Source organism: Fibrivirga algicola, from assembly GCF_011742925.1.
Taxonomy (GTDB): domain Bacteria; phylum Bacteroidota; class Bacteroidia; order Cytophagales; family Spirosomataceae; genus Fibrella; species Fibrella algicola.
In genome coordinates this window covers 1-339 of the sequence record NZ_WAEL01000042.1, presented here as the reverse complement: position 1 = coordinate 339, position 339 = coordinate 1, and the positions used below count along the sequence as shown (strand labels likewise).

Sequence of the window (339 nt, the reverse complement as noted above, 5' to 3'; positions counted from 1 at the left end):
AGCCAGTGAGGCGTTGAAGCTCTGACCGATCGTGCCGTTCTGAGTGCCGGGCATGTTGTTCACAATCGGCGCCACTGACACCGTCGGGGGCGTTGCTGTCCCTGACGATGGGTAGAGACGATCTTTTGGCACCATCACAACACCTGAAGTGCCGGGAACCTGCCAGCCCAGATAGGCCACAGCCGAACCGCCGGTATCGTTGTACTCGTACTTGATCTCGTGCTTACCTGCTGACAGGTTGATACTGCCCGTCATGATCGTCGGGCCGTGACCGTTCCAGTCGTTGATGATCAGATTGCCATCAATCCAGATGCGGGTTCCATCGTCATTGTTCGACTG

General features: G+C 56.9%; 1 protein-coding gene. It reads right to left on the bottom strand.

Annotation, left to right across the window (positions count from 1 at the left end):
* The coding region (locus F7231_RS27120) for a PA14 domain-containing protein (RefSeq protein WP_208295708.1) at positions 1-339 on the bottom strand (339 nt) is incomplete at both ends.